Origin of the sequence: Amycolatopsis albispora (genome assembly GCF_003312875.1) — a bacterium.
In the GTDB taxonomy this organism is placed as follows: domain Bacteria; phylum Actinomycetota; class Actinomycetes; order Mycobacteriales; family Pseudonocardiaceae; genus Amycolatopsis; species Amycolatopsis albispora.
Map to the genome: position 1 here is coordinate 6,695,339 of NZ_CP015163.1, position 19,458 is coordinate 6,714,796.

Here is a 19,458-nt window from a genome sequence, read left to right on the forward strand (position 1 = left end):
TGAACCCCGCCCGGCTCTTTCGAGTGGAGACCAGGATCAGAACGCGGCTTCCGGCACGTCCATCAGGTCGTTGTCCGCCGCCTCGACGATCGCGCGCCGCGAGGTCAGCTCCGGCAGCACGGTCTTGGCGAAGAACGAGGCCACCGCGATCTTGCCCTCGTAGAACGGGGTGTCCTTGGCCGTGGCGCCGCCGTCCAGCTTGGCGATGGCCACCTCCGCCGCGCGCAGCAGCTGCCAGCCGACCAGCAGGTCGCCTGCCGACATCAGCAGGCGCACGGTGTGCTGGCCCACCTTGTAGATGTTCTTCGGGTCCTCCTGCGACGAGGTCAGCTGCCCGATCATCGCGCCCAGCATGCCCTGGGTGTCCTCGAGCGCCTGCTTGAGCAGCGCGCGCTCGTTCTTGAGCCGTCCGTTGCCGCTCTCGGCGTCGATGAACTTGGTGATCTCGTTCGCGATGTAGCCGAGCGCCTGGCCCTTGTCGCGGACGATCTTCCGGAAGAAGAAGTCCAGCGACTGGATGGCCGTGGTGCCCTCGTACAGCGAGTCGATCTTCGCGTCGCGGATGTACTGCTCGATCGGGTAGTCCTGCAGGAAGCCGGAGCCGCCCAGCGTCTGCAGCGACTGCACCAGCTGCTCGGTGGCCCGCTCGGAGCCGACGCCCTTGACGATCGGCAGCAGCAGGTCGTTCACCCGCTCGGCCAGCTTCAGCTCGTCCTCGCTGCCCTCGCCGGTCCAGAGCTGGTCCTGGAAGGAGGCGGTGTAGAGGTACACCGCGCGCAGGCCCTCGGCGTAGGCCTTCTGCAGCATCAGCGACCGGCGGACGTCCGGGTGGTGCGTGATGGTCACCCGCGGCGCGGTCTTGTCCAGCATGTTCGGCAGGTCGGCGCCCTGCACGCGCTCCTTGGCGAACTCCAGCGCGTTCAGGTAGCCGGTGGACAGCGTGGCGATGGCCTTGGTGCCGACCATCATCCTGGCGTACTCGATGACCTGGAACATCTGCGCGATGCCGTCGTGCACCTCGCCGAGCAGCCAGCCCTTGGCCGGGATGCCGTGCTGGCCGAAGGTCAGCTCGCAGGTGGTGGACACCTTGATGCCCATCTTGTGCTCGACGCCGGTGACGAAGGCGCCGTTGCGCTCGCCCAGCTCACCGGTCTCGCCGTCGAAGTGGAACTTCGGCACCAGGAACAGCGACAGGCCCTTGGTGCCCGGCTTGGTCTCGATGCCGGGGCCCTCGGGACGGGCCAGCACCAGGTGCATGATGTTCTCGGTCAGGTCCTGCTCGGCCGAGGTGATGAACCGCTTCACGCCGTCGAGGTGCCAGGAGCCGTCCTCCTGCCGCACGGCCTTGGTGCGCCCGGCGCCCACGTCCGAACCGGCGTCCGGCTCGGTGAGCACCATGGTGGCGCCCCAGGACTTGTCGATCATCAGCTGCGCCCAGCGCTTCTGCTCTTCGGTCCCGTTCTTGTTCACGATCATCGCGAAGTTCGGGCCCGCCATGTACATGAACAGCGGCGGGTTCGCGCCGAGGATCAGCTCGGAGGCCGCCCACTGCACGGTCGGCGGCAGGCCGAAGCCGCCGAGGTCGTTGGTCAGGCCGAGGCGCCACCACTCGCCCTCGTACAGCTGCTCGTAGCTCTTCTTGAAGGATTCGGGCAGCTTCACCGAGAAGGTCTTGGGGTCGTACACCGGCGGGTTGCGGTCCGCGTCGGCGAAGGACTCGGCCAGCGGGCCGACGGCGAGCTTGTTGAGCTCGCTCAGCACGCCGCGGGCGGTCTCCTCGTCGGACTCGGCGAGCACGCCCTTGCCGAGGCGCTCCTGCACGCCGAGCACTTCGAAGAGGTTGAACTCGAGGTCTCGGACGTTGCTCTTGTAGTGGCCCATTTCGTCGCTCCGTGTCGCTCGGGGTTTCCGGTTGGGCACGCCTTAGCCGTCTTGCCCTACTGGCCGGTAACTTCAGGATATTACCTGTCGGTAACTGGCGGCAAGCGAAACCAGCCAGATGTGATCGACGATCCTCCCCAATGGATGTGATGCCGGTCACTTCGCCGGTGGGGTGGCCTCCGAAAGCTGCGCGCAGGTGGCGCTGTCGTCGGCGTGCGTGATGAGGATTCCGGAGCGGAAGGCGGTGGTCACCGCGTGCGTGCGGTCCCGTGCGGACAGCTTGCGCAGGATGCTCTTGACGTGCGTGCGCACCGTCTCCACCGACAGGTAGAGCACCTTGGCGATCGCCGAGTTCTCCATGCCCTCGGCGATCAGCTGGAGCACCTGGTACTCGCGGCGGGACAGCGGCATCTGCGCACGCGGGCCGGTCGCCGGGCGGCCGTCCGCGGCGGGCTGGCGCTTGGGGCGCGCGGCGAGCGCGGCCAGCGCCGGGTCGACGTAGCGAGTCTCGAGGTGGGCGCGCCGCATGGCTTCGATGACGCGTCTCGGCTCGGCGGACCGCGGCACCGCGGCACGCGCACCGGCGCCGATGGCGGCGGTCAGGTACCGCGAGGTGCGGGTGGCTTCGCGGATCAGCACCACCACGATCGGCGGGTGCTCCGCCGAGGCCAGCAGCCGGGTCAGGTGGCAGTTCGGGTCCAGCCCGGAGTCCAGCAGGATCATCTCCGGCCGCAGCTGCTCGCACAGCTGCAGCGCGGTGTGGTGGTTGGCCGCGTGGCCGACCCAGGTCATGCCGTGCGAACGCTGGATGAGCGCGGACAGGCCGTCGCGGAAGATCGGCACCGACTCCACCGCGGCCACGGTGAAACCGCGGCCGCCGGTCACCGGGGGTATCGGCGGGGCGGTCATCGGCCCCGGCGGATATGCCCGGTTGGGGTCGGTGCTGCGGGTCATGCGATCTCCATCTTCGTGCGCGCATCGCCGCCCGGTGCCGCCCGGCCCCCCGGCCGTCCAGCACCACATGCCGGTCCCCCCTGCCGGGACCGGCCGACGATGTACCTCCTGGTTTGTGTGACTCACCGCCGGAGACCTTGTGACGCGAGATCCCCCTCATGGCCGCATCCGGGTTACCGGATTCGACTGTCAGTAAGTTACCTGGGTGACCTGGCCCACCACGGCGCAAGCTGGGCGCGGGATCGGCCTGCCGGGTGCTACTGAGAGTGGTCTTCCGCCTCGCTCGCCACGCGGAGTCTTCGGAACTCCCCGCCGAGCGCGGTGGGCGTCCAGTGTGCGTTCAGGCCGCTCGGATTGGGTAACACCCAGACCCTCGTTTCCGCGATCGGCTCGGCCTGCGGCCCGACCGTCGCTTTCGGACGGCCGAACGCCGTGCGGAACGCGGTGATGCCGACCACCGCCAGCCAGCGCGGGCGGTGACGCGCGAGCTTTTCGGTGAGCACGAGCGCGCCCCGCTGCAGCTCGTCCCGGCTCAGTTCGTCGGCCCTGGCCGTGGTGCGCGAGGCCAGGTTGGTGATGCCGAGCCCGAGGTCGAGCAGCTCGCGCTGCTCCTCGGGGCGGAACCGGCGCGGGGTGAACCCGCTCGCGTGCAGCGCGGGCCAGAACCGGTTGCCCGGCCTGGCGAAGTGCAGCCCGGTCGCGCCCGAGTACAGGCCCGGATTGATCCCGCAGAAGAGCACCTTCAGCCCCGGGGCGAGCACGTCGTCGATCTCGCCGCCGCCTGCCGCTGCCAACTGCTCCCTGGTCGGTCTCACGCGAACAAGTGTGCACAGCGGACCACCTGGATACGTTGGTGTGATGTCCACCAAAGTTCTGGCACTGACCATCGACTGCCACGACGCCGGCCGGCTGGCCGGGTTCTGGTGCGCCGCGCTGGACTACCGCGAGATCGAGCGGTGGCAGGACGCGCACGGTGTCGAGTACCTGACCATCGGCGACCCGGCCGACGCGGACGGGCTGCGGGTGCTGTTCCAGCCCGTGCCGGAGGGGAAGCAGGTGAAGAACCGGCTGCACCTGGACCTCGGCCCGGTGGAGCGGGACCAGCGCGCGGAGGTCGACCGGCTCATCGGACTGGGCGCCTCGCTGCTCGACGAGGCGCCCGAACACCCGTGGATCGTGCTGGCCGATCCGGAGGGAAACGAGTTCTGCGTGCTTCCCCAGCAGGATCAGTAATTGCGCGAGGTCGCGCCGGTCTCTGGGGTGAGGCGCGACAGGCCGCCCAGCGGCATGGCGTGCCTCGGCCCGGAGACCGGCTCAAAAGCGACCTCGCCCGCCGTGCCGGAGGCGCGGCCAAAATTGCGGCCGGTGGCCAAGTCGCCACGAAATGCGTAGCCTGTGTGATCTGACGCACAGCGGCGTGTGGAGGTGGCGTGGTGGAGCTTGTGCTGGTCGTGGCCCTGGTACTGGCGGTGTTCGCGGCCGCCGCGTTCCTGGTGCTGCGCGAGGACAGGCGTGCGGCCCGCCGCCACGCGGCCCAGCGCCGGGCTCGGCTGGCGCGGCTCGGCGAAGTGGATCCCCTGGCGCCCACGCGCCTCGCCGCCACGATGGGCGACCGGCGCTTCGACCGCTGACGCCGCCCCCGCCCGCAGGGTGAGGTAGAGCGCCGCGAGCACCCAGCCCAGCGCGGCCCCGATGGTGTTCGAGAACAGGTCGTCCACGTCGAAGATGCGGTAGACGAACGGCGCGGTGCCGAAGTTCGCCGTCACCTGCGTGAACTCGATGGCCAGCGACACGCCGAAGCCGATCGCCGCGGTCCCGGCGAAGCTCCGCTTCCAGGCCAGCCCGGCGACCACGCCCAGCGGGACCAGCAGCAGCACGTTCATCGCGAGCTGCTGGAAGGTCAGCGTGGTCAGCGCCTGCCACCCGGCCATGCCGTGCTTGCTCATCTCGGAGCCGATGTCGGCCACCCACTGGAACGGCACCAGCTGCACCGTCTGGCTCAGCCGCGGGGTGTCCGGGCCGGGCAGCGGCAGCAGCACCACGGCCAGCCCGAGGCAGGCGTACAGGGTGAACACCGCGCTGGCCAGCAGGCCCTTCGGCCGGATCCGGCCGTGCCTGGCGTGCTGCACGATCGCCTGCGGGATGACCAGCGTTCCCCACACCGCGAGGAAGGCGAGCAGTCCGTACTGGAGGGCGGTGGCCTGTGCGTGCGTCATGCCAAGAACGTTAGGAATTCGCAGGTCGCGGCCGCTTCAGTCGAAAAGCTGCCCGCTCCGCCGGGTGGTCGGCCAGATGGCCGAGGCGGCCACCGGCCGGGTGGCCGGGGCACCGGGACGCGAATTCACCCACTGGCCGCCGTTCGCCCCTGGTGGATCCGCTTCCGGTTCGGCAAACTGCCAGCCCGGAAACGGAGGAAAAATGATCTCGTCTACCCGCCTGCGCGGGCGAGCAGGCGCCCTCGGGGTGGCCGTGCTGGCCTCGCTCGGCCTGGTCGCGGCGGGTGCGCCCGCGTCAGCCGCGCCCGCCGCCACCACCGATGTCCGCCTGATCACCTTCAACGACCTGCACGGCAATCTCGAACCGCCGTCGGGCTCGTCCGGCCGGGTCACCCTGCCGGACGGGTCCACTGTGGACGCCGGTGGCGCCGCCCACCTGGCGTCGCACGTGAAGCGGCTGCGTGGCGAGGTGAAGAACTCGGTGGTGCTCTCCGCCGGGGACAGCGTCGGCGCCTCGCCGGTGATCTCCGCGTTGTTCCACGACGAGCCGACGATCGAGTTCCTCAACTCGATCGGCGTGAAGGCGTCGGTGGTCGGCAACCACGAGTTCGACGAGGGCTACGCCGAGCTGCAGCGCATGCAGTTCGGCGGTTGCCACCCGGACGACGGCTGCCAGTTCCGCGAGAGCTACCGCGGTGCGAAGTTCCCCTTCCTCGGCGCCAACGTCACCTTCGACAACGGCATCCCGGCGCTGCTGCCGTTCAGCGTGGAGTTCTCCGGCGGCGTGCCGATCGGCGTCATCGGCGCCACGCTGAAGGACCTGCCGACGGTGGTCACGCCCGAGGCGATCAAGGGCCTGAAGTTCGGCGACGAGGTGGCGGCGATCAACCGCACCGCCGGCCTGCTCGACCGCCTCGGCATCAAGGCGCAGGTGGTGCTGCTGCACCAGGGCGACAACACCGAGGGCGGCGGCCCCGACGACTGCAAGACGCTGCCGGGCCCGGCCACCAAGATCGCCGAGAACGTCACGCCGTCGGTCGACGTGATCTTCACCGGGCACAGCCACCAGCAGTACAACTGCACGATCAACGACCCGTCGGGCAAGCCGCGCACGATGATCCAGGGTGCGTCGTTCGGCCGCCTGCTGTCCGTGGTGGACCTCAAGGTGGACCGCCGCAGCCGCGACGTCGTGCGGGAGCAGTCCACGGCGCACAACGAGATCGTCACCCGCACCGGCACCCCGGACGCGGCCACGCAGCAGCTGATCGACGAGGCCAAGGTCAAGGCGGCCCCGATCGCGAACAAGCAGGTCGGCACCATCTCCGGCGACCTGCTGCGCGCGGCGGCGCCGTCCGGTGAGATGCCGCTGGGCAGCGTGATCGCCGACGCCCAGCTCGAAGCCACCAAGTCGAACGGCGCGCAGATCGCCATCACCAACCCGGGCGGCGTGCGCGCGGACCTGGTGTACGCGTCCTCGCCCGCCGGTGAGGGCGACGGCGTGGTCACCTACGGCGAGGCGTTCACCGTGCAGCCGTTCGCGAACATCATGCAGACCATCACGATGACCGGCGAGAACCTGAAGGCCGTGCTGGAGCAGCAGTGGCAGCAGGCCTCCCCGCGGATCCTGCAGATCTCGTCGACGCTGAAGTACGCGTACTCGTCGTCGGCGGCGCCGGGGTCGAAGGTCTCCGGCCTGACCATCGACGGCCAGCCGGTCGACCCGGCGGGCACCTACCGCGTGTCGGTGAACAACTTCCTCGCCGCCGGCGGGGACGGCTTCACCGAGTTCACCAAGGGCACCGACCTGGCCGGTGGCCCGGTCGACCTGGACGCGCTGATCGCCTACTTCGGCGCCCACCCGGGGGTGAACCCGCCGCCAGCGGACCGCATCACGGTCAAACCGTAACCTTTCGGCGGAATTCGCCCGGCCCCTCGTTCAACAGAACGGGGGGCCGGTGCGTTATTGAGGGGTGGGCCCCACTTTCGACGAGTTCGTCGCGCAGCGCCTCGATCCGCTGCTGCGCTACGCGACGGTGCTCACCTGCGACTCCCACCTGGCGCAGGACGTCGTGCAGGAGTCGCTGCTGCGGGCCCAGCAGCGCTGGCCGCGGATCGCCGCGACGGGGCAGCCGGGCGCGTACGTGAAGCGGATGGTGACCAACGAGTACCTGTCCTGGCGTCGCCGCCGGGCCAGGGCGGACGTGTCGCTGTCGCACACCGAACTGGAGGCGCTGGGCCGCCGCAGCGACGATCCCGCCGACGACTACGACGCGCGGGACGCGATGCTCGCCGGGATCGCCGCGCTCCCCGCGAAGCAGCGCGCGGCCGTGGTCCTGCGGTACTACGAGGACTGCTCCGACGCCGAAATCGCGGTCCTGCTCGGCTGCCGCGAAGGCACCGTGCGCAGCCACATCTCCCGTGCGCTGACCACCCTGCGGGCCATCGAGCTGGAGGCGGAGCAAGCATGACCGAGGAGCTGATCAGGGACGCGCTGGCGAAGCAGGCCGACCGCGCGCCGCACGGCGATCCGATCCGGTACGCGCTGGCCGCCGAACGCCCGTCGTCGCGGCGCGGGCTGGTGGTGGGTGTGGTCGCGGCGCTGGTGGTCACGCTCGCGCTGGTCGCGACCTCCCTGCTCGCCCCTTCGACCACCGCGCCGGTGGCCGGGTTCGCCCAGCGCGAGCTGGCCGGGCTGCCGATGCGCTACGACGCCGGCTGGCTGCCCGACGGGTACGCCGAGACCAGCCGGACCTCGTCGTACGGCCATCTCCAGACCCGGACCTGGACCTCGGGCCCGGCCACGATCTCCCTGATGGTGCAGGTGGGCGGCCGGAATCCGGTGTGGACCGGTGACCTCGCCGACGCACCGCCCGCGGACAGGGTGAGCGTGCACGGTTCGCCCGGCGCCTTCGAGCGGACCGACGATCCCGACCGGGTCCTGCTCAGCTGGCTGCCGAAGCCGGACGTCCGGCTGGGGCTGCTGTTCACCGCCGTGCCCGGCGCGCGGTCGTTCGCGCAGCGAGTCGCCGAATCGGTGCACGAGTCCGAGGACGTGCTCACCCCCCAGTTCGACCTCGGGCTGGCGCCGGAACGGGTGGAGGTCACGGTCGGCGGCAGTTCGCCCGCGACCGCCACCACCACCGTGAGCGACTCCGGGATCGGCGGGAACTGGAAGGAACTGGACGCCGTGATCGCCCCGGCGCCGTCGGATCTCCCCGGTGGCTACGAGGTGCCGGTGCGCGGCCTCCGCGGCACCTTCGTGCCGTTCCAGCCGGAGACCGGCGCGGCGCTGAGCGTGCCGCTCGGCGACGGCCGGTGGCTGGTGCTGCGCACACCACCCGCGCAGTACGGGGTCCAGGGACCGGCCTGGGAGTCGGCGCTGGTCGAGGTGGCTGAGAAGATCGTGCTCAATTCGGCGGTCGATTTCTCGTGGGTGGGTGCGCGTTGACGGTGGTGCGTTCGCTGGCCCTGTTCGTGGTGGCCGCGCTGGCCGAGATCGGCGGCGCGTGGCTGGTCTGGCAGGGCGTGCGGGAGCAGCGCGGGTGGCTGTGGATGCTCGGCGGTGTGGTGGCCCTGGGGGCGTACGGCTTTGTCGCCACCCTGCAGCCGGACGCGCACTTCGGCCGGATCCTCGCCGCGTACGGCGGGATCTTCGTGGCCGGTTCGCTGCTGTGGGGTGTGGTGCTGGACGGCTACCGGCCCGATCGGTACGACCTGGCCGGCGCGGCGATCTGCCTGGTGGGGGTCGCGGTGATCATGTACTCGCCGCGGTCGTGAGTTCCCGTTCTTCCAAGCCACCGTGCGGAGAATGGGGGCATGCCTACCTGGGAAGACGCGGTCGCGCTGGCGAAGCGGCTGCCGGAGGTCGAAGAGTCCACTTCGTACCGGACGCCGTCGCTGAAGGTCGCCGGCAAGTCGTTCGCCCGGCTGCGCACCGAGGCCGACGGCGGGCTCGTGCTGATGTGCGAGCTGAGCGAGAAGGAAGCGCTGCTGGCGTCGGGTGATCCGGCGTTCTACACCACCCCGCACTACGACGGTTACGGCGCGATCCTGGTCGACCTGGCGAAGGTGGACCAGCGGCAGCTGGCCGAGCTGATCGAGGACGCGTGGCGGCTGAAGGCACCGGCGCGGCTGCGCTGATATTCGGTTTGGGCGGGCGTGGCGTGATCGCCATACTCGGCCGCATGGAGTTCGACAGCTTCGATTCACGCGGGTATCGCACGGTCGACGTGCGCACGGGGTACGGCCAGTGGGTCGGTACCTACGAGGACACCGTCCAGGACGAGATGGACATCGCGGTGCTGGACGAGCTGACCGTGCCGCGGTGGTCGAAGGCGACCAGGGCGCTGGACCTGGGCTGCGGCACCGGCCGGACCGGCGCGTGGCTGCGGCGGCACGGCGTGGCGTCGATCGACGGCGTGGACCTGACCCCGGAAATGCTGGCGGCCGCGCGGGCGCGGGGCGCGCACGACAACCTGACGGAAGGCGACGTCACCAACACCGGTCTGCCGGGCGGGACCTACGACCTGCTGATCGCCTCCCTGATCGACGAGCACCTGCCGGACCTCGCCCCGCTGTACCGCGAGGCCTACCGGGTGGCGGCGCCGGACGCGCACTTCGCACTGGTGGGGCTGCACCCGCACTTCATCATGGCGTCGGGCATGCCCACCCACTTCACCGACGCGTCGGGCGAGTCGATCGCCATCTCCACCACCGTGCACCTGGTGAGCGACCACATCACCGCCGCACTGGCCGCCGGCTGGCGCCTGGCCGAATTCCGCGAAGCCGTGGTGGACGACCGCTGGACCACCCTCAAACCGAAGTGGGCGAAGTACCGCAACCACCCGGTATCGGCGGCCTACGTGTTCCACAAGGAACCTTGACCGTCCACTTCGGACTAGGGCGGCGCAAAAAAGGCCGGGTGTGCATTCCAAGAATGCACACCCGGCCTTTTGCCGAGCGGATGACGGGAATCGAACCCGCGTATTCAGCTTGGGAAGCTGATGTTCTACCATTGAACTACATCCGCAGTACTCGACCGAGCATACACGGTGCCGTTCCGTGGTCTGCTCCGGCCTCCCTGGAACCTACCGCCTTGACGTGGCCCCCGGCAAGTGACAACACTTGTTGTCTGAAGGTGGTGAGGCGCGTGGTGACCGATCCCGAGTTGTTCCGCCATGGTGGCTTCCGGCTGGCGGCCCGGTTCGCCGACGGTGACCTCCGCGGTGACGAGCGGCAGATCCGCCGCCTGCGGGAGTTCGCGCAGGCCGAGGATCCCGCCGCCGACGCGGTGGTGACGATGATGCGCGAGCACCCCGGAACGCGACCCCTGTTCGACCGCGCGCTCACCGACGGCATCGACAGCATCGAAGACCCGCCCGAGGAACTGGCCAGGTTCTTCCGCTCAGTCGAGGCGACGCCGTACTGGGTCGACCGGGCCAGCATCGAGCGCGGCGCGCGGGCGATCGTGCGCACCGGGCTGCTCGGCCTCTTCCCGCTCGGCGACATGGCGCTGATGGGCGGTTACCTCGCGTCACGCGCGACCAAATCCCTGGTCGGCACCGGGGCCATCGAGCACATGGCGACAAAGCGACTGGTCGAGACGGCGACCTGGTGGATCGAGGTCACCACGCCCGGCGCGCTCAAGCCCGGCGCCCAGGGTTACGCCGCCGCGCTGCGTGTCCGGCTCGTGCACGCGCACGTCCGCGCCGCGATGAACCGGCGGGCCGACTGGGACTACGCCAACTGGGACCGCCCGATCAACCAGGTGCAGACCACCGGCACGCTGCTGCTGTTCTCCCTGGTCTTCGTCTTCGGCACCCAGCTGCTCGGCATCCGCTACACCGCCCGCGAACGCGCCGACATCCTGCACCTCTGGCGCTACGCCGGCTGGCTGATGGGCGTCGACGAGGAACTGCTGCCCGCCGGCGAGCGCGACGCCTGGCGCCTGCTCTGGCTGCTCGCCGTCACCGAGTTCATTCCCGACGACGACTCGAAACGCCTGGCCAAGGCCCTGCTCAAGGCCCACGCAGACGTCGGCCGCGGGCGCGGGGCGGTCGGCAAGGTGCTGTCGCACGTCTCGGTCCGGGTGCACTCCTCGATCAGCAGGCTGGTGCTCGGCAAGGCCAACGCCGACTTCCTCGGACTGCCCGACGACCGCATCGCGCAGGGCGCGGTGGTCGCCGCGGCCGGGGCCGTCTTCGCGGCCGAGACCGTCCGCCGCTCGGTGCCCGGCCTGACCGCGCTCCAGGAGCGCATCGGGCTGGCCGAGCGCCGCGCCTACGTCACCCACCTCGCGAAACTGTTCGAGATCGACACCACCTACGCCCAGCACATGCGGCCCGCCGCCTGAGGCCCGGCTAACCTGGGCCCGTGCTGCTCAGTGACCGAGACCTCCGCAAAGGCGTCGAATCCGGACGGCTCGGCGTCGACCCCTTCGACCCGTCGATGCTGCAACCGTCCAGCATCGACGTCCGGCTCGACCGCTTCTTCCGGGTCTTCAACAACACCAAGTACACCCACATCGACCCGCGCCTCCAGCAGGACGAGCTGACCTCCATGGTGGAGAAGGACGGCGACGAGCCGTTCGTGCTGCACCCCGGCGAATTCGTGCTCGGCTCCACCTTCGAGAGCTTCAAGCTGCCGGACGACCTCGCGGGCAGGCTCGAGGGCAAGTCGTCGCTGGGCAGGCTCGGCCTGCTCACGCACTCCACCGCCGGGTTCATCGACCCCGGCTTCTCCGGCCACATCACCCTCGAACTGTCCAATGTGGCCAACCTGCCGATCACCCTGTGGCCGGGCATGAAGATCGGCCAGATGTGCTTGTTCATGCTGAACAGCCCGGCGGAGCACCCGTACGGCTCGGCGCAGGCCGGTTCCCGGTACCAGGGCCAGCGGGGCCCGACGCCGAGCCGCGCCTACCAGAACTTTCACCGAATCGACACCAAACGCTGATCGGCTGTAACGAGTTCCCCCATTCCGGCGAATAGTCGGCAGTATCCACTGGCTGGCGATGGGGGTTTCGTGCGCAAGGCCGGGCTGGCCCGTATGGGCGTGGCGTTGTTGGTGGCACTCGGCGGCCCGGCGGTTTTTGCGGTGACCCCCGCGACCGCCGCGGACCAACCGGGCATCGAACTGACCAAGGAGGTCGTCGGCGGGCCGTTCCGCACCGGCGACCAGGTCACCTTCCAGCTCACCGTGCGCAACACCGGTGACGTGCCGCTCGCGCGCGTCACGGTGGCCGACCCGAGCACGCCGGGATGCGCGCAGAGCCGGGTCGAGCCGCTGGAACCGGGCGGGGTCTGGGGTTACGGCTGCTTCGCCGCCGCGCCCGACGCGGACTTCACCAACGTGGCGACGGTGACCGCGCGCCCGCCCGCCGGTCGCCGCGTGGAGGCGACGGCCAGCGCCGCGGTGGACGTGATCCACCCCGGACTGGCACTGGAGGTGAACGGCCCGAAGACCGCTCGCAAGGGCGAAACCACCGATCTCACGCTGACGGTCACCAACACCGGCGACTCCCCGCTCTGGGGCGTCAAGACGGTGGACCCGAACTGCGCCCGGAACTTCGGCAAGCTCGAAGCCGGGGCTTCGAAGACCGAGAAGTGCACCTTCACCGCCACGGAGAGCATCGACAAAACGATTCGAGCCAACGGCGCCGACGGCACGAACCGGGTGGTGGTGGCTTCGGCCGAGCAGCACCTGACGGTGATCAACCCAGGCCTGTCCCTGACGAAGAAGATGGCGGGCGGGCCGTTCCGGGTCGGCGATTCCGTGGTGTTCCAGGTGGAGGTGGCCAACACCGGCGATCTCGACCTGACGGACGTGAAGATCACCGACGAGCAGGCGCCCGAGTGCGCTCGCACGATCGCGCTCCTGCTGGCTGGCACCTCCCAGGCGTACCCGTGCGCGATGACGGCCAAGGAGGACACCGAGGCCAAAACGCTCGCGAGCGCCATCGTCCAAGAAGACGGGAAGCCGTTGAGCAGTGCGGCGACCAGTCAGCTCGACGTGATCCACCCGCGGCTGGACCTGGTTCAGGAAGTGACGCCCAAGCAGCTGTACCCGGGCGGCGAAGTGACCGTCGAGCTGAAGGTGTCCAACACCGGTGACGTGCCGCTGACCGACGTCCAGGTGACCGGTGGCCCGTCCTGCGTGTTCGAGCTGGCCGAGCTGGCGCCCCAGGCGACCGAGGCCCGCACCTGCACCTTCGTCGCCGAGCAGGACGTGACCAGCAAGGCCGCGGCGACCGCGGTCGATCCGCTCGGCGGCAAGGTGGCGAAGACGGCCGACGACGTCGAGATCGACGTGCTCGGGCCGGGCATCACCGCGAAGCTGACCGGGCCGGTGAAGCCGGTGAACCCCGGGCAGCAGGCCGCGCTGGTGGTCGAGGTGACCAACAGCGGGGACGCGGTGCTGACCGATGTCACCGTCGAGGATCCGCTGACCGGTTGCGCGGCGGAGATCGGCAAGCTGGAGCCGGGTCAGCGGCACGAGGTGCCGTGCGAGTTCACCATGGCCGACCAGGACCTGGTCTACTTCGTCAAGGTCGTCGGCACTGACCCGCTCGGCGGCGAGTTCCACTCGACCGACGAGCTGATGCTGCGTGCGGCCAAGCCCGGCCTGGAGCTGACCAAGGACGCCGACGTGGCGAAGGTGGCCGCCGGCGCCACCGTCACCTTCACGCTGACCGCCAAGAACACCGGCAACACCGTGCTCGCGCCGGTGGCGGTGACCGATCCCACCCTGGCTGCCTGTGACCGCTCGTTCGAGGCGCTCGACCCCGGCGAGGCACGCACCTGGACCTGCACGACCCCGGCGCCGAGCAGCGGTGAACTGAGCAACACGGCGAACGCCAAGGCGAGCCCGGACACCAATGGGAAGGCAGCCGAGCTGACCGACTCGGACACCGCGGTCGTGCAGGTCGGCGGCGGGGCGGCCAACCAGTCGGGCGGCAGCGGCACGCCGAAGCAGACCGCGGCGAAGTCGCTGGCCAGCACGGGTGTCGACGCGTTGCCGACGGTGGCCGGCGGGCTGGTCCTGCTGCTCGCGGGGGCGGCGCTGGTGCTGGTTTCACGGCGTGGTCAAAAGCACGTGAACTAAACACCCTCTGCTTCCGTAGGGGTTACATGATCATGCTTTGGTGGTAATTTCCCGGCTCGTGCCTGCCGTGAACCCGCGCAAGAAGTCACTTTCCGTGGTGCTGGGCGTTTTGCTGGGTGGCGCGCTGGCCGCCGGTGGTTACCTGACGCTGGACCAGCACGCCCAGGCCGACGCGCAGGCTCTCCACGACCAGCGGGTCACCGACGACCTCAGCGCCTTCCGCGCGGCGCAGCAGACCACGGCGACCACGCCGCCGGTCACCACCACGACGACCCCACCGCCCTCGTCCTCGACGGCTCCGCCGAGCAGCAGCGAACCGCCGCCGGAAAGCAGCAGCGCTCCCAGCTCGTCGGCCGAGAAGACCACCAAGGCCAAGCCCGCGGACAGCTCGAAGGGCGCGCAGGTCGTCGCGCTGGTGAACCAGGAGCGCGCGAAGGCGGGCTGCGGTGACGTGGGCGTGGACAACCGCCTGGTGCAGGCCGCGCAGGCACACAGCGACGACATGTCGGCGCGGAACTACTTCTCGCACACCACACCCGAGGGCGTCACCTTCGACCAGCGCATCAAGAAGGCCGGTTATCCGAAGCCGGGCGCGGAGAACATCGCGAAGGGCTCCACCACCGCCGAGCAGACGATGAAGATGTGGATGAACTCCGACGGCCACCGGCGGAACATCCTCAACTGCGAGCTGACCATGATCGGGGTCGGTGTGACCACCGACGGCTGGTACTGGACGCAGAACTTCGGCTACTAGAACTCCCCGTGCCGACCGGCCCCGGCGCTGAACCGCTGGGCGCCCTCCAGCGCGCCCGACGACAGCGACACGAAGCCGTGCCGCAGCTCGCCCGCCATGGCGTCCTCTTCGGACAGACCCTCCTGCTCCAGCACGGACAGCCGGTCCTCGCGCAGGCAGGTCTGCGGGAAGGCGGCGATCTGCGCGGCCAGCCGCTCGGCTTCGGCGCGTGACTGCCCGGTCGGCACCACCCGGTTGACCAGGCCCATCCGGTGCGCCTCGTCGGCGGGCACTCCGCGGCCGGTCAGGATCAGGTCCATCGCTTGGCTGGTGCCGATCAGCCGCGGCAGCCGGACGGTGCCGCCGTCGATCAGCGGCACGCCCCACCGGCGGCAGTAGACACCGAACACCGCGTCCTCCTCGGCCACCCGCAGGTCGCACCAGATCGCCAGCTCCAGCCCGCCCGCCACGGCGTGCCCGGCCACCGCGGCCACCACCGGCTTGCCCAGGCGCAACCTGGTCGGGCCCATCGGCCCGTCGCCGGATTCGGTGACCTGGTTGCCTTCCGGCGTGCCGATCGCCTTCAGATCGGCACCGGCGCAGAACGTGCCGCCCTCGCCCCACAGCACCGCCACCCGCGCCTCCGGATCGGCGTCGAAGGCGCGGAAGGCGTCCGCCAGCGCGGTGGCGGTCGGCCCGTCCACCGCGTTCCGCTTCTCCGGCCGGGACAGGATGATCGTGGTGACCGGTCCGGTGGACTCGGTCCGGACCACGCTCATACCCGGGCCCGCTCGATGATGGCGTCCACATCGGACCCCGGCGGCAGCGTGCCGAACGCGATGCCCCAGTCACCGCCGAAGCGCGAGGCGCAGAACGCGTCCGCGACCGCCGTCGGCGCGTGCCGCACCAGCAGCGAGCCCTGCAACACCAGGGCGAGCGATTCGACGATGCGCCGCGCGCGGTATTCGATCTGCTCGAAATCGGCGAGTTCCTTGCGCACCGCGGCGATCGCATCGTCCAATCGGGAATCCGCGCCCGCCGCCGATTCGACCTCGGTGAAAAACGCGTCCACCGAATCCGGCTGCTTGGCCATCGCGCGCAACGCGTCCAGTGCGGCGACGTTTCCGGAACCCTCCCAAATGGACATCAGCGGTGATTCGCGGAACAACCGCGGCATGCCGGATTCCTCGATGTAACCGTTGCCGCCGAGGCATTCCAGCGCTTCGGCCGCGTGCATGGGCGCGCGCTTGCACACCCAGTACTTCGTCACCGCGAGCCCGAGCCGCCGGAACGCCGCTTCGCCGGGCCGGTCGGTGGCCCCGGCGAGTCGCATCGCGACGGTTGTCGCCGCTTCGGCCTCCAGTGCCAGGTCGGCCAGCACGTTGGTCATCAGCGGCTGCTCCACCAGCCGCCTGCCGAAGGCGTTGCGGTGCTCGGCGTGCTGCACCGCGCGCACCACGCCGTACCGCAGGCCGGAAGCGCTGCCCAGCACGCAGTCCAGGCGGGTCATGTTCACCATTTCGATGATGGTCCGTACCCCGCGGCCCTCCTCGCCGACCAGCCAGCCGACCGCGTTGTCGTACTCGATCTCGGCCGAGGCGTTGGACCGGTTGCCCAGCTTGTCCTTCAGCCGCTGCAGGTGGATGCGGTTGCGCGTGCCGTCGGGCAGCACCCGCGGCAGCAGGAAGCACGACAGCCCGCCGGGGGCCTGCGCGAGCGTCAGGAACAGGTCCGACATCGGCGCCGACGTGAACCACTTGTGCCCGGTGAGCACGTACCCGTCCGCCACCGGCCGCGCGGTCGTGGTGTTCGCGCGGACGTCCGAACCACCCTGCTTCTCGGTCATCGACATGCCCGCGATCAGCCCGCGCTTGCCGCGCGGTTCACGCAGGCCGTAGTCGTACTCGCGGGCGGCCAGCAGCGGTTCGTAGACCGCGGCCAGCTCCGGGTTGTGCCGCAGCGCGGGCACGGCCGCGTAGGTCATCGAGATCGGGCAGCTGTGCCCGGCTTCGACCTGGCCCCAGGTGTAGAACTTGGCCGCCCGCGCGACGTGCGTGCCCGGCCGGTCGTCCTGCCACGGCGTTCCGTGCAGCCCGTGCGACACCGCGACGTTCATCAGGTCGTGCCAGTGCGGGTGGAACTCGACCTCGTCGATCCGGTGGCCGACGCGGTCGTGGGTCCGCAGCTTCGGCGGGTTCTCGTTGGCCAGCCTGCCCCACTCCTGCGCCTGCTCACCGCCGGCCAGCGCGCCCAGCTCACGCAGCTCCGGCTCGGCCCATCCGGCGCCTTCGCGGTGCAGCCCGGCCAGCAGCGCCGGGTCGTCGGCCACGTTGTAGCCGGTGAGCACCGGGACCTGGTTGGTGACCTCATGGGTGGCTGGCATCGGGTCCTCCTAGTGCGCGCTGGACGAAGGTTCGCAGGGCGGGCAGCGCGTTCTCCGCGCCGGTGAGCGGTCCGATCAGGACTTCCGCGGCCGCGCCGACCAGTGCGGCCGCAGTGACCTCGGCATCCTGCGGTGGCAGCTGCCCGGCGCGGATCCCCTCGGTGATCCGGCGGGCGACCACGTCGCGGAACGCCCGGCGGAAGACCAGGCGCTCGGCCTCGATCGGGGCGTCCACGGGTTCCGCGAGCAGGGCGTAGGCCAGGCGGGGTGCCTTGAGCGCCCGGGTGGCGAAGGTGTCGAACACCGCGACGATGCGCTCGGTGAACTCACCCGGCTGGGCCGAGGCCGCCTCGACCGCGGCGACTTCGCGGGTCACCACCTCGCGGAAGACCTCCACCACCAGCTCGGCCTTGCCGGGGAAGTGCCGGTACACGCTGCCCGTGGCCACCCCCGCCCGGCTCGCCACGGCCGCCATCGAGCAGCCCGCGTACCCGTGCTCGGCGAGCAGCTCGATCGCGGTGGCGAGGATCCGGTCGCGCTGCGAGTCCAGGCGTGCCTGGACCTTGGGCGTGCGGCGATACGGCATGCAAGGATTGAACGACGATTCATTCCTTCGCGCAAGGGGGTCAGGCCGACGGTTTCCAGTCGCCGTACCGCTCGAGCACCGCCGACCGCAGTGCCGCGTCGGTCCGCGGCACGGGTTCCAGGAAGACCTCGGTGACGTCGTGGAACCGCGTGGATAACTCGGCCGCCAGCCGGACGCAGACCCGTTCCAGCTCACCGGCGTTGATCGTGTCCACGAAGTCCAGCCGCGCGCAGACCAGCACCTGGTCGGTGCCGAGCAGCATGGTCTGCAGGTCGACCAGCGCCTCCACCTCGGGCGCGGCGGCCAGGTGGTCGCGGACACCGCGGACCAGCACCGGATCCGCCTGCCGCCCGATCAGCAGCCCGCGGTTCGTGCGGCCGAGGGTGTAGGCGACCACCGCCAGCAGCGCGCCGATGGCGATCGACGCGAGCCCGTCCCAGATCGCGGACCCGGTGACGTGGTGCAGGCCGATCCCGGCGAAGGCGAGCAGGATGCCGAGCAACGCGGCCGAGTCCTCGAACAACACGGTCTTCGGCGCCGGGTCGTCGATCAGCCGCAGGTGCTCGGCGACCGAGCGGTGCTCCTCCGCCGACTCGCGCCGGACCTGCCGCAGCGCCTGCAGCCACGACACCGACTCCAGCGCGAACGCGATGGCCAGCACGCCGTAGGCGACCAGCGGGCTCTCCTGCTCGACCGGCTCGCCGAACACCGTGGTGACGCCCTGGTAGAAGGCGAACATCGCGCCCGAGGCGAAGATCGAAACCGCGGCCAGCAACGCCCAGAAGTACCGCTCCTTGCCGTACCCGAACGGGTGCACGCGGTCGGCCGGCCTGCCTGACCGGCGCAACGCGGTGAGCAGCAGCACCTCGGTGATCGTGTCGGCCACCGAATGCGCGGCCTCGGACATCATCGCCGACGAGCCGGTGATCACCCCGGCGATCGCCTTCAGCACCGCGATGGCCAGGTTCACCCCGCCGGCCAGCAGCACGGTCAGCGTGCTTTCCCCACCGTTCTCGCTTGCCACGCGGGCGATGGTAAGCGCGGTTCAGAGTCGCCGCAGGCCGGTGAGCACGCGTTCCATCAGCGCGAGATCGGGCCGCGTGCCCGGGGTGGTGACCGCGCCGTGCACCGACACCAGGCCCTGTTCGGCCATGTCCCCCAGCAGCACCCTGGCCACCCCCAGCGGCACGCGCAGCCGCGCGGCGACCTCGGCGACCGACCGCGGTTCGGCGCACACCGCCCGCACCGAGTGGTACTCGGCCCCCAGCCTGCTGTCCCGCCACTGCGCGCACGCCCTGGTGGAGATCATCGTCTCCACCGCGAGGTGCCGCTTGGGCTTGGTGCGGCCCTTGGTCAGCACGTACGGGCGCACCAGCGACCGCTGCTCGGGAACCGGTTCCGGGATCATCTGCGGCCGGCGGTGTGGCTGGACCCGCTCGTGCGGAATTGTCAAGCCGGCCCGTCTGCCCGATGAATCGTTCACAATTCGCCGCCCCTCCGCTCGCACAAATGAGCCTCACCGGCGACGTTGGCAGTGAGGAAACTTCATGCTACTGCCCTTGTCTATCCGCCAAATGGGAAAACGACCCGCACTGATCCATTG

At 70.3% G+C, this 19,458-nt stretch carries 20 protein-coding genes and 1 tRNA gene; 11 read left to right on the plus strand and 10 right to left on the minus strand.

The annotated features are described in order from the left end of the window. Positions 1–36: 36 nt before the first annotated feature. From A4R43_RS31630 to mug, 3 genes are all read right to left on the minus strand, one after another. The gene (locus A4R43_RS31630; RefSeq protein WP_113695433.1) at positions 37–1,881 is read right to left on the minus strand and encodes an acyl-CoA dehydrogenase; all 1,845 of its coding nucleotides are present in this window, start codon (positions 1,879–1,881) and stop codon (positions 37–39) included. A gap of 156 nt (positions 1,882–2,037) precedes the next feature. Beyond that, positions 2,038–2,835, minus strand: a complete 798-nt coding sequence (locus tag A4R43_RS31635; protein WP_113695434.1) for a response regulator transcription factor — start codon at positions 2,833–2,835, stop codon at positions 2,038–2,040. A gap of 257 nt (positions 2,836–3,092) precedes the next feature. Further along, on the minus strand, positions 3,093–3,650 hold the full coding sequence (mug, locus tag A4R43_RS31640; protein WP_418190759.1) for a G/U mismatch-specific DNA glycosylase: 558 nt from the start codon (positions 3,648–3,650) through the stop codon (positions 3,093–3,095). A 43-nt stretch (positions 3,651–3,693) separates the two neighbouring features. On the opposite strand from mug, the gene A4R43_RS31645 reads away from it, so the two are divergent. Further along, positions 3,694–4,068 carry a VOC family protein gene (locus tag A4R43_RS31645; RefSeq protein WP_113695436.1) on the plus strand — a complete coding sequence of 125 codons (375 nt, stop codon included), beginning with the start codon at positions 3,694–3,696 and terminating at the stop codon, positions 4,066–4,068. On the opposite strand, the gene A4R43_RS44660 is transcribed toward A4R43_RS31645, so the two are convergent. Further along, positions 4,062–5,051, minus strand: a complete 990-nt coding sequence (locus tag A4R43_RS44660) for a VanZ family protein (RefSeq protein WP_113695437.1) — start codon at positions 5,049–5,051, stop codon at positions 4,062–4,064. The genes A4R43_RS31645 and A4R43_RS44660 overlap by 7 nt on opposite strands. Positions 5,052–5,253: 202 nt before the next feature. Here A4R43_RS44660 and A4R43_RS31655 point away from each other — a divergent pair, with 202 nt between their 5' ends. The 6 genes from A4R43_RS31655 to A4R43_RS31680 all read left to right on the plus strand — a co-directional run bounded on the left by A4R43_RS31655 (position 5,254) and on the right by A4R43_RS31680 (position 9,934). Next, the gene (locus tag A4R43_RS31655) at positions 5,254–6,957 is read left to right on the plus strand and encodes a bifunctional metallophosphatase/5'-nucleotidase (protein ID WP_113695438.1); all 1,704 of its coding nucleotides are present in this window, start codon (positions 5,254–5,256) and stop codon (positions 6,955–6,957) included. Between the two features lie 64 nt (positions 6,958–7,021). Further along, on the plus strand, positions 7,022–7,519 hold the full coding sequence (locus A4R43_RS31660; RefSeq protein ID WP_113695439.1) for a SigE family RNA polymerase sigma factor: 498 nt from the start codon (positions 7,022–7,024) through the stop codon (positions 7,517–7,519). Further along, on the plus strand, positions 7,516–8,499 hold the full coding sequence (locus A4R43_RS31665) for a hypothetical protein (RefSeq protein ID WP_113695440.1): 984 nt from the start codon (positions 7,516–7,518) through the stop codon (positions 8,497–8,499). The genes A4R43_RS31660 and A4R43_RS31665 overlap by 4 nt, the downstream gene beginning before the upstream one ends. Beyond that, complete coding sequence (locus tag A4R43_RS31670; protein ID WP_113698007.1) at positions 8,496–8,828, plus strand: YnfA family protein; 333 nt, start codon at positions 8,496–8,498, stop codon at positions 8,826–8,828. Before A4R43_RS31665 ends, A4R43_RS31670 begins: the two co-directional genes overlap by 4 nt. Before the next feature lie 39 nt (positions 8,829–8,867). Beyond that, entirely contained in the window at positions 8,868–9,191 is a 324-nt protein-coding gene (locus A4R43_RS31675; RefSeq protein ID WP_113695441.1) for an MmcQ/YjbR family DNA-binding protein, read from the plus strand. Positions 9,192–9,235: 44 nt separating this feature from the next. After that, the gene (locus A4R43_RS31680; RefSeq protein WP_113698008.1) at positions 9,236–9,934 is read left to right on the plus strand and encodes a class I SAM-dependent DNA methyltransferase; all 699 of its coding nucleotides are present in this window, start codon (positions 9,236–9,238) and stop codon (positions 9,932–9,934) included. 75 nt (positions 9,935–10,009) lie between these two features. Here A4R43_RS31680 and A4R43_RS31685 read toward each other — a convergent pair. Then, a tRNA-Gly gene (locus A4R43_RS31685) sits at positions 10,010–10,080 on the minus strand. Positions 10,081–10,203: 123 nt separating this feature from the next. Between A4R43_RS31685 and A4R43_RS31690 the strand changes: the two genes are divergently transcribed. The 4 genes from A4R43_RS31690 to A4R43_RS31705 all read left to right on the plus strand — a co-directional run bounded on the left by A4R43_RS31690 (position 10,204) and on the right by A4R43_RS31705 (position 14,907). Continuing rightward, positions 10,204–11,403, plus strand: coding sequence for an oxygenase MpaB family protein (locus A4R43_RS31690; protein ID WP_162788655.1), 1,200 nt, complete (start codon positions 10,204–10,206; stop codon positions 11,401–11,403). Positions 11,404–11,423: 20 nt separating this feature from the next. Beyond that, positions 11,424–12,005 carry a dCTP deaminase gene (gene dcd / locus A4R43_RS31695; protein WP_113695443.1) on the plus strand — a complete coding sequence of 194 codons (582 nt, stop codon included), beginning with the start codon at positions 11,424–11,426 and terminating at the stop codon, positions 12,003–12,005. A 69-nt stretch (positions 12,006–12,074) separates the two neighbouring features. Beyond that, entirely contained in the window at positions 12,075–14,153 is a 2,079-nt protein-coding gene (locus tag A4R43_RS31700; protein ID WP_162788656.1) for a DUF7507 domain-containing protein, read from the plus strand. A gap of 58 nt (positions 14,154–14,211) precedes the next feature. Beyond that, positions 14,212–14,907: a CAP domain-containing protein gene (locus tag A4R43_RS31705; RefSeq protein ID WP_236808399.1), complete on the plus strand. Its 696-nt coding sequence runs from the start codon at positions 14,212–14,214 to the stop codon at positions 14,905–14,907. Here A4R43_RS31705 and A4R43_RS31710 read toward each other — a convergent pair. From A4R43_RS31710 to A4R43_RS31730, 5 genes are read right to left on the minus strand one after another with little or no spacing between them, the layout of a single operon-like run. Continuing rightward, entirely contained in the window at positions 14,904–15,665 is a 762-nt protein-coding gene (locus A4R43_RS31710; protein ID WP_113695445.1) for a crotonase/enoyl-CoA hydratase family protein, read from the minus strand. The two genes, A4R43_RS31705 and A4R43_RS31710, sit on opposite strands and share 4 nt — an antisense overlap. After that, on the minus strand, positions 15,662–17,269 hold the full coding sequence (locus A4R43_RS31715) for an acyl-CoA dehydrogenase family protein (RefSeq protein WP_113695446.1): 1,608 nt from the start codon (positions 17,267–17,269) through the stop codon (positions 15,662–15,664). Before A4R43_RS31715 ends, A4R43_RS31710 begins: the two co-directional genes overlap by 4 nt. Then, entirely contained in the window at positions 17,253–17,855 is a 603-nt protein-coding gene (locus A4R43_RS31720; protein WP_113695447.1) for a TetR/AcrR family transcriptional regulator, read from the minus strand. The genes A4R43_RS31715 and A4R43_RS31720 overlap by 17 nt, the downstream gene beginning before the upstream one ends. Before the next feature lie 40 nt (positions 17,856–17,895). Further along, entirely contained in the window at positions 17,896–18,879 is a 984-nt protein-coding gene (locus tag A4R43_RS31725; RefSeq protein WP_113695448.1) for a cation diffusion facilitator family transporter, read from the minus strand. 21 nt (positions 18,880–18,900) lie between these two features. Beyond that, entirely contained in the window at positions 18,901–19,263 is a 363-nt protein-coding gene (locus A4R43_RS31730) for a DUF742 domain-containing protein (protein ID WP_113695449.1), read from the minus strand. Between the last annotated feature and the right edge of the window lie 195 nt (positions 19,264–19,458).

Coding starts and splice junctions, on each gene's coding strand:
- A4R43_RS31630 (WP_113695433.1), bottom strand. CDS start 1,881: ATGGGCCACTACAAGAGCAACGTCCGAGACCTCGAGTTCAACCTCTTC.
- A4R43_RS31635 (WP_113695434.1), bottom strand. CDS start 2,835: ATGACCCGCAGCACCGACCCCAACCGGGCATATCCGCCGGGGCCGATG.
- A4R43_RS31645 (WP_113695436.1), top strand. CDS start 3,694: ATGTCCACCAAAGTTCTGGCACTGACCATCGACTGCCACGACGCCGGC.
- A4R43_RS44660 (WP_113695437.1), bottom strand. CDS start 5,051: ATGACGCACGCACAGGCCACCGCCCTCCAGTACGGACTGCTCGCCTTC.
- A4R43_RS31655 (WP_113695438.1), top strand. CDS start 5,254: ATGATCTCGTCTACCCGCCTGCGCGGGCGAGCAGGCGCCCTCGGGGTG.
- A4R43_RS31665 (WP_113695440.1), top strand. CDS start 7,516: ATGACCGAGGAGCTGATCAGGGACGCGCTGGCGAAGCAGGCCGACCGC.
- A4R43_RS31675 (WP_113695441.1), top strand. CDS start 8,868: ATGCCTACCTGGGAAGACGCGGTCGCGCTGGCGAAGCGGCTGCCGGAG.
- A4R43_RS31680 (WP_113698008.1), top strand. CDS start 9,236: ATGGAGTTCGACAGCTTCGATTCACGCGGGTATCGCACGGTCGACGTG.
- A4R43_RS31710 (WP_113695445.1), bottom strand. CDS start 15,665: ATGAGCGTGGTCCGGACCGAGTCCACCGGACCGGTCACCACGATCATC.
- A4R43_RS31715 (WP_113695446.1), bottom strand. CDS start 17,269: ATGCCAGCCACCCATGAGGTCACCAACCAGGTCCCGGTGCTCACCGGC.
- A4R43_RS31720 (WP_113695447.1), bottom strand. CDS start 17,855: ATGCCGTATCGCCGCACGCCCAAGGTCCAGGCACGCCTGGACTCGCAG.
- A4R43_RS31730 (WP_113695449.1), bottom strand. CDS start 19,263: ATGATCCCGGAACCGGTTCCCGAGCAGCGGTCGCTGGTGCGCCCGTAC.